6 protein-coding genes are annotated in these 6,976 nt (G+C 67.6%); 1 reads left to right on the top strand and 5 read right to left on the bottom strand.

Annotated features, from left to right (window positions below; all coding sequences use genetic code 11):
- Positions 1–42: 42 nt before the first annotated feature.
- Entirely contained in the window at positions 43–969 is a 927-nt protein-coding gene (locus ACRCUN_RS05125; protein WP_462140558.1) for an LLM class flavin-dependent oxidoreductase, read from the bottom strand.
- A gap of 82 nt (positions 970–1,051) precedes the next feature.
- Here ACRCUN_RS05125 and sppA point away from each other — a divergent pair, with 82 nt between their 5' ends.
- The gene (gene sppA, locus ACRCUN_RS05120) at positions 1,052–2,842 is read left to right on the top strand and encodes a signal peptide peptidase SppA (protein ID WP_462140557.1); all 1,791 of its coding nucleotides are present in this window, start codon (positions 1,052–1,054) and stop codon (positions 2,840–2,842) included.
- 482 nt (positions 2,843–3,324) lie between these two features.
- Here sppA and ACRCUN_RS05115 read toward each other — a convergent pair whose 3' ends face one another.
- The 4 genes from ACRCUN_RS05115 to ACRCUN_RS05100 are packed head-to-tail and all read right to left on the bottom strand — an operon-like array spanning position 3,325 to position 6,970.
- Complete coding sequence (locus ACRCUN_RS05115; RefSeq protein WP_462140556.1) at positions 3,325–4,236, bottom strand: class I SAM-dependent methyltransferase; 912 nt, start codon at positions 4,234–4,236, stop codon at positions 3,325–3,327.
- Positions 4,237–4,243: 7 nt separating this feature from the next.
- Entirely contained in the window at positions 4,244–5,140 is an 897-nt protein-coding gene (locus ACRCUN_RS05110) for a class I SAM-dependent methyltransferase (protein WP_462140555.1), read from the bottom strand.
- A gap of 7 nt (positions 5,141–5,147) precedes the next feature.
- Complete coding sequence (locus ACRCUN_RS05105) at positions 5,148–6,050, bottom strand: class I SAM-dependent methyltransferase (RefSeq protein ID WP_462140554.1); 903 nt, start codon at positions 6,048–6,050, stop codon at positions 5,148–5,150.
- A 5-nt stretch (positions 6,051–6,055) separates the two neighbouring features.
- On the bottom strand, positions 6,056–6,970 hold the full coding sequence (locus ACRCUN_RS05100; RefSeq protein WP_462140553.1) for a class I SAM-dependent methyltransferase: 915 nt from the start codon (positions 6,968–6,970) through the stop codon (positions 6,056–6,058).
- Positions 6,971–6,976 lie beyond the last annotated feature (6 nt).

Genomic DNA, 6,976 nt, shown 5'->3' with positions numbered 1-6,976 from the left:
AATCCGCGGGGGCCTTTTGCGTTGCGTCGCAAGGTCTCCGAGTCAAGTCAGCCGCGGAATGACCTCGGCGGCAAGGCGATCCATCTGTTCGCGGTTCTCGGCAACGGTGGCGCCGGTCGGGTTCAGCAGAATGGTCTGCGCACCGGCCTCGATCACCTCGGTCAGGCCGCGCACCACGTCGCCCGGCGTGCCTGCCACCGCGACCGATTCGAGGCCGGGTTTGGGCCCGTAGATCCGGTGCAGGCCCGCGCGGACCCGCTCACGGGCGCGGTCGCCGTCGTCGTCGACGGTCAGGTATACGCGCTTGCCGATGGCAAATCGCGCAGGGTCCTTGCCCTGCACATCGAGCTCGTGGCGGACGGTACGAACCGCGTCGGCGAATGCCGTGGTGGTCGAGGATCCGGCACCAAGGAATGCGTCGCCGTGCCGAACCGCTCGCGCAAGCGCCTTTGGTGCGTTGGCGCCGAACCAGATCGGCGGGTGCGGGCGCTGCACGGGCTTCGGCGTGATGGGGAGATCGTCGACATCGCGGAACCGGCCGTGGAACGACACCTGGGTGTCGTCGGCCCATGCGGCCTTCATCAACTCCAGGCCTTCGGTGAAGCTGGAGATGAAAGTCGCCGGGTCCACCCCGAACGCCGCGAACTGGCGTGAGCCTCCGCCCGGCGCGACGCCGACGTCGATGCGGCCGTGGCTGAGCCGATCGACCGCGGTGATCGCCGAGGCGAGCTGTAGCGGATCGTGCAGCGAGGTGACCAGGACGGCCACGCCCAGCCGGAGCCGGGTGGTGAGCGCTGCGGCGTAGGACAGCAGCTCGAGCGGGGCGATCAGCGGCGCGGGGCCGACGGTCTGCTCGAGGGTCCAGCCGCCGTCAAATCCGAGTTCCTCGGCGCGGGTCAGGTAATCCTTGAAGCCGGCGGAGTCGAATCCGTCGCTGTCGAGCTGCGGTAGGGCGATCGAGAACTTCACCCGGCCCACAGTACGTCCGCCGCCTGGCAGCGCCGGGGTTCGCGTCGAGCCGCGTAGAACTGCCGATCGGTAGGCTCGTGCCATGTTGGACTTTCTTCCTGGACTGCCCGGCCCGGACGAGTTGCGGGCGCTCGTCCGCCGTGTCGACACCGCACGTCACAACGGGGTGCCCAATGGATGCGTGCTGGAGCTCGACCTCCTCTCGGTGCCGCAGGAGACCGCGGGATTCGATCCATTCGCGATGATCGCCAGCGGCGGGCGGCCGCTGGTGCTGCGCCAGGCCATCGCGGCCATCCACCGCGCCGCCGACGACGACCGCGTGGCCGGGCTGATCGCGCGAGTGCAGATTCCGGCTGCCGCAGCCGGTCCGGTGCAGGAATTGCGGGATGCGATCGCCGCGTTCGGCGATGTCAAGCCGACGCTGGCCTGGGCCGAGACCTATCCGGGCACGCTGTCCTACTACCTGGCATCGGCATTCCGTGAGGTGTGGATGCAGCCGTCGGGAACCGTTGGGCTGGTGGGCTTCGCGACCAGCGCCATGTTCCTGCGCGACGCGCTGGACAAGGCCGGGATCGAAGCGCAGTTCGTCGCCCGCGGCGAATACAAGTCTGCGGCAAACCTTTTCACGCAAGATCGCTACACCGATGCGCACCGCGAAGCCGACAGCCGGCTGATCGAGAGCCTCCAGGGCCAGGTGTGGCAGGCGGTCGCCCAGTCGCGCCACCTCGAACCCGACGCGATCAACGCACTCGCCGACCAGGCACCGCTGCTGCGTGACGCCGCGGTGACCGGCGGCCTGGTCGACCGCATCGGCTTCCGCGACGAGGCGTACGCCCGTATCGGCGAGCTTTCCGGCGGGCCGCAGAACGTCGATGCCGACGCCGTCCAAGATGGTGCCGCGCCTCGTTTGTATCTGTCGCGCTATGCGCGGGCGACAGCGCCGAAACCCGCACCGCCCCTTCCTCAATTGCCAGGGCGCAAGACCAAACCGACGATCGCCGTGGTGACCCTGCACGGTCCGATCGTCAGCGGTCGAGGTGGTCCGCAGGTGCTGCCGTTCGGAAACTCCAGTGCCGGTGGTGACACCATCGCGGCGGCGCTGCGCGAGGCTGCCGCCGACGAGGACGTGTCGGCGATCGTGTTGCGCGTCGACAGCCCCGGTGGTTCGGTAACGGGCTCGGAAACCATTTGGCGCGAAGTTGTTCGGACGCGTGAATCCGGTACGCCGGTGGTGGCGTCGATGGGTGCGGTGGCCGCGTCGGGTGGCTACTACGTGTCGATGGGCGCAAACGAGATCGTCGCCAACGCGGGAACCATCACGGGCTCGATCGGCGTCGTCACCGGAAAGCTGATCTCGCGTGAGCTCAAGGACAAGCTCGGCGTCGGCTCAGATGGCGTGCGTACCAACGCAAATGCCGATGCCTGGTCGACCAACGCGCCGTTCACCGATGAGCAGCACGCGCAGGTCGAAGCCGAAGCCGACCTGTTCTACACCGACTTCGTCGAGCGGGTCGCTTCCGGCCGCAACCTCTCGATCGAAGCGGTCGACGCGGTTGCCCGCGGCCGGGTGTGGACCGGAGCGGACGCCAAGGAACACGGGTTGGTCGACGAACTCGGCGGGCTTCGCGCCGCGGTCACCCGTGCCAAAGTCCTGGCCGGGTTCGAGCCGGACACCGAGGTACGCGTGGTGAGCTACCCCGGAACGTCGTGGCTGGACATGTTGCGGCCCAAGCCTTCGTCGCAGCCGGCGGCGGCATCGGTGTCACAGGCTTTTGGTGCGTTGCTGGGACAGTCGGTGGCGGGTGTGCTCGATCATGCCGAGCGGTCGGTCACCGGGGTCAGTGCGTTGTGGGTCGGGGATTACCGGTTCTGACGTCGCACCTAAGCGACACCGGCGTGTTGCCGAGTGGGGCCGTCAGCCGGCCGTTGGCGGCGAGGTCAACATTGGCCGCGTCCCTGCTCGGAGACGCGATCGCGGTTGTCGATGCGCCCGGCTATAAGCGACAAAGTCGCGGAACCGGCTCTGCCGCAACATTGGTCTCAGACGTTTCACGCTCTGAGTCGCATGAGTCCGTGTGGCTTCATACGCGGGCCGGTTTTCACGACGCCGCGCGGATGCGTCGCCCCGAACTCGGAAGTCGAACTCGGAAGTCGCGAGATCCATTGCCCGCCTTGGCGAGCGACACTGTCGCTGTAATGCGGGCAGCCTAAATCGCGTTGCCGGCGTGACGGCCGAGGCCGGAGTAACCTTGCGTGACTCGGATCTTGGTGCTGATGTAATTAGCGTTGCCCATGAGGCGATTTCAGCGACTTTGTCGCTCATAGCCGGGCACAACGACTACGTGCCGAGCCAGCTCAGCCGAATGTGCCGCTCACATAGACGATTTCGCCGAGTGGATCGGCCTCACCGAGGTCGGGAACCGGCAGCCCGTACCGGGCGAAGAGATCCGACCGCGGTACCGAACTCATGTGCCAGCCCTTCGCGGCGAGATAGTCAGCCGCGGAATGCCGTTCACCGTGGTAGATGAGTGACGGCATGTCCAGGTTCAGCCCGAACTGACTGAAGGTCGCGGTCGCCTCACGTGCCTTCTCTTCGTCGAAATCCTTCAGCGCGGGCACGAACTCGGTGGCGACCGAGCTGCCGGGTGCGCTGAGGTCGGCGATGTTGTCGAACAGTCGGTCCTGCGCATCCGGCGGCAGATAGATCAGCAGACCTTCGGCACACCACGCCGTCGGAACGGACGGGTCGAACCCGGCACCGCGCAGGGCAGCGGGCCAGTCCTCCCGCAGGTCGATCGGCACGGTGCGACGTTCGGCCGCGGGTTCGGCGCCCAGTCCGGCAAGCGTCCTGGTCTTGAACTCGATGACCTCGGGCTGGTCGATTTCATAGACCACGGTGCCGGCCGGCCAGGGCAACCGGTAGGCCCGCGAGTCCAGGCCCGAAGCCAGGATCACCGCCTGGCGGGCACCGCCTTCGGTCGACGTCACGAAGTAATCGTCAAAAAACTTTGTCCGCACGGCCATCTCGTCGATGTTCGCGCGGACCCGGGCAGCGGCGTCGGGCACGACGGCCTCGATGTCGAGTGTGCCGTCGGCCATCGCGGTGAACGCATCGATGCCAACGGCGCGCACCAGCGGTGCCGCGAACGGGTCATCGATCAGGCCGCGGGGATCCTGGCTCGCGATGGCGCGACCGGCGGCGACCATCGTTGCGGTCGCGCCGACGCTGGATGCCAGATCCCAGGTGTCGTTGTCGCTGCGTGCCATCAATTCCTCACTTGAGCTGAGCCGACAGGTAACCCGAATCACCGGCGAGTTCGGCCAGATCCTCGGGCAGTTCGAAGCCGTACCCAGCGTAGGCGTCGCGCGTGGACGCCACGGTCGCCTGCCAGCCCTGCGAGCTCAGATAGTCGCGGGCCGTGTGGCGCTCGCCCGAATAGAACAGGTCCATCAGGTCGACCTCGGACCCGACGCGCTTCGACCAATCACTGACCTTCTTGGTCCATTCCTCGGACAGCATGTTCATGTCCATGTGCTCGGTGGCCAGCCGGCTGCCCGGAGCCGACAGCGCGGTGATGTTGTCGAAGAGCCGGTCCTGGGCCTCGGGCGGCAGATAGATCAGGAGCCCTTCGGCGATCCAGGCGGTCGGGGCCGACGGGTCGAAACCCGCGGCGCGCAGCGCGGCAGGCCAGTCCTCCCGCAGGTCGATGGCCACCACGCGGCGCTCGGCAGCCGGTTCGGCACCGAGCTCGGCCAGGGTCTGGCTCTTGAACTCGATGACTTCGGGCTGATCCACCTCGAACACCACGGTGCCCGCCGGCCAGTTCAGCCGGTAGGCGCGGGTGTCGAGCCCCGAGGCCAGGATGACCGCCTGCCGGATGCCTGCTTCGCCTGCTGCTGAAAAGAAGTCGTCGAAAAACCGGGTGCGCACGGCGATCTGCTCACACATGCGCTGGCGGTCGAGCATCTGATCGCCTTCGACGCACAGCTCACCGTCGGCGAGCTTGATGAAATGTTCCAGACCGACTGCCTTGACGAGCGCGTCGGCGTACGGGTCGTCGATGAGGGCGTCCGGCTGTTTGGTCGCCAGCGCGCGGGACGCGGCGACGCCGGTAGCGGTCGAGCCGACGCTGCTTGCCAGGTCCCACGTGTCGCCATCGGTGCGTGCCATCGGATTCCTACTTTCGTATCGCGGTTACCGCCAACGAGCTGCGCATCGGCGCGTTCTCGTCGGTGTCGGGGAAGGTGCGGCCGTAATCGGCGAAGACCTCGGTGCGGGGACGTGCCGTCACCTGCCAGCCGTGCTCGGTCAGGTACCCGTCCACCGGGCTGCGATCGCCGTCGTACCAGAGATCGGACAAGTCGATGTCCAAACCATGCTCGCGCCACCGTTGGCTCATGGCCTGGCCGCGGTCCCGGAAGGTCGACCCGACGTCGAGGTGGAACTCGGTGGCGAGTCGGCTGCCAGGCGCGCTCAATGCGGTGATGTTGTCGAAGAGCCGGTCCTGGGCCTCGGGCGGCAGATAGATCAACAGCCCTTCGGCGATCCAGGCCGTGGGGGAGGACGGGTCGAATCCCGCCGCGCGAAGGGCCGCGGGCCAATCGTCACGAAGGTCCACCGCAACCGCCCGGCGTTCGGCGCTCTGGCTCGCCCCGATCTCGGCCATGGTCGCCGACTTGGCCTCGATCACCTGGGGCTGGTCGATCTCGTAGACGACGGTGCCTGCGGGCCAGTCCAGCCGATAGGCGCGCGCGTCGAGACCGGACGCGAGGATCACGGCCTGCCGGATGCCCGCGCCGGCCGCGTCACGGAAGAAGTCGTCGAAGAACCGGGTGCGGACGGCCATCACCGAGACCATCATCTCGGCGGCCGCGGCGTCCTCGCCCTCCAACGTGATGTCTCCGTCGACCAGCTTGGTGAAGAAGTCCACACCCACCGCGCGCACCAGGGCGGCGGCATAGGGATCGTCGATGAGGGGCTGCGGTTCGGCGCTGGCGAGGGCGCGTGCCGCGGCGACCATCGTCGCCGTCGCACCCACGCTCGAGGCGAGGTCCCAGTTGTCGGTGTCCGAGCGCGCCATCGTCGTTACTTCTCGGCGCTGATGTAGACGACCGACGCGAACTGGGCATCGTCCTCGATCGGCGGCAGACCGGTACGGATCAGGAGGTCGTTGGTGCCGATGCTCGTCGTGCGCCAACCGTGTCCGTCCAGGTATGTCGTCACGTCGGCCCGGTCGCCGAGGAAAACCAGCTCGCTGAAATCGAGGTCGAATCCGTGGGCCTTCCATCGATCGGAGAAATCCTGCATGCGCGCCCGGATGGCTTCCTGGTCCTCTGCCTTGGTGCTCGGGACGCCTTCGACACCGAGCCGGCTGCCTGGGGCACTCAACTCGGTGATCAGGTCGAGCAACCGGTCCTGGGCCTCCGGCGGCAGATAGCCGAGAAGTCCTTCGGCGATCCAGGCGGTCGGTTTCGCCGGGTCGAAGCCGGCCGCCCGCAGCGCCGCGGGCCAGTCGAAGCGGAGGTCCTCGGCCACCGCGCGCCGGTCGGTGGTCGGGCCTGCGCCGAGCTCGGCAAGCGTGCGCGTCTTGAACTCGATCACCTGTGGCTGGTCGATCTCGAAGACGACGGTGCCGTCCGGCCACGGCAACCGGTAGGCCCGCGAATCCAGTCCGGCGGCCAGGATGACGGCCTGCCGGATCCCGGCGCGCGACGCGTTCAGGAAGAAGTCGTCGAAGAAGCGGGTGCGTGCTGCCATGCCGTTGGCGAACCGGCTGAGGCCGGTGGCCGCCTCCTCGTCGAGATCCTCGACCTTGAAGTCACCGTCCACGAGCTTGGTGAAGAAGTCGACGCCGACGGCGCGCACGAGCGGTCCGGCGTACGGATCATCGATCACCGGATCGTCGGCATTCGTCGCCATCGCCCGCGCTGCGGCAACCATCGTCGCGGTTGCTCCCACACTCGACGCGAGATCCCACGTGTCGTTGTCCGTCCGCGCCATAACGTC

It is taken from the genome of Mycobacterium venezuelense (assembly GCF_054919535.1).
The sequence above is the reverse complement of the archived record's forward strand: the minus strand, read 5'-3'. Positions and strand labels throughout refer to the sequence as shown.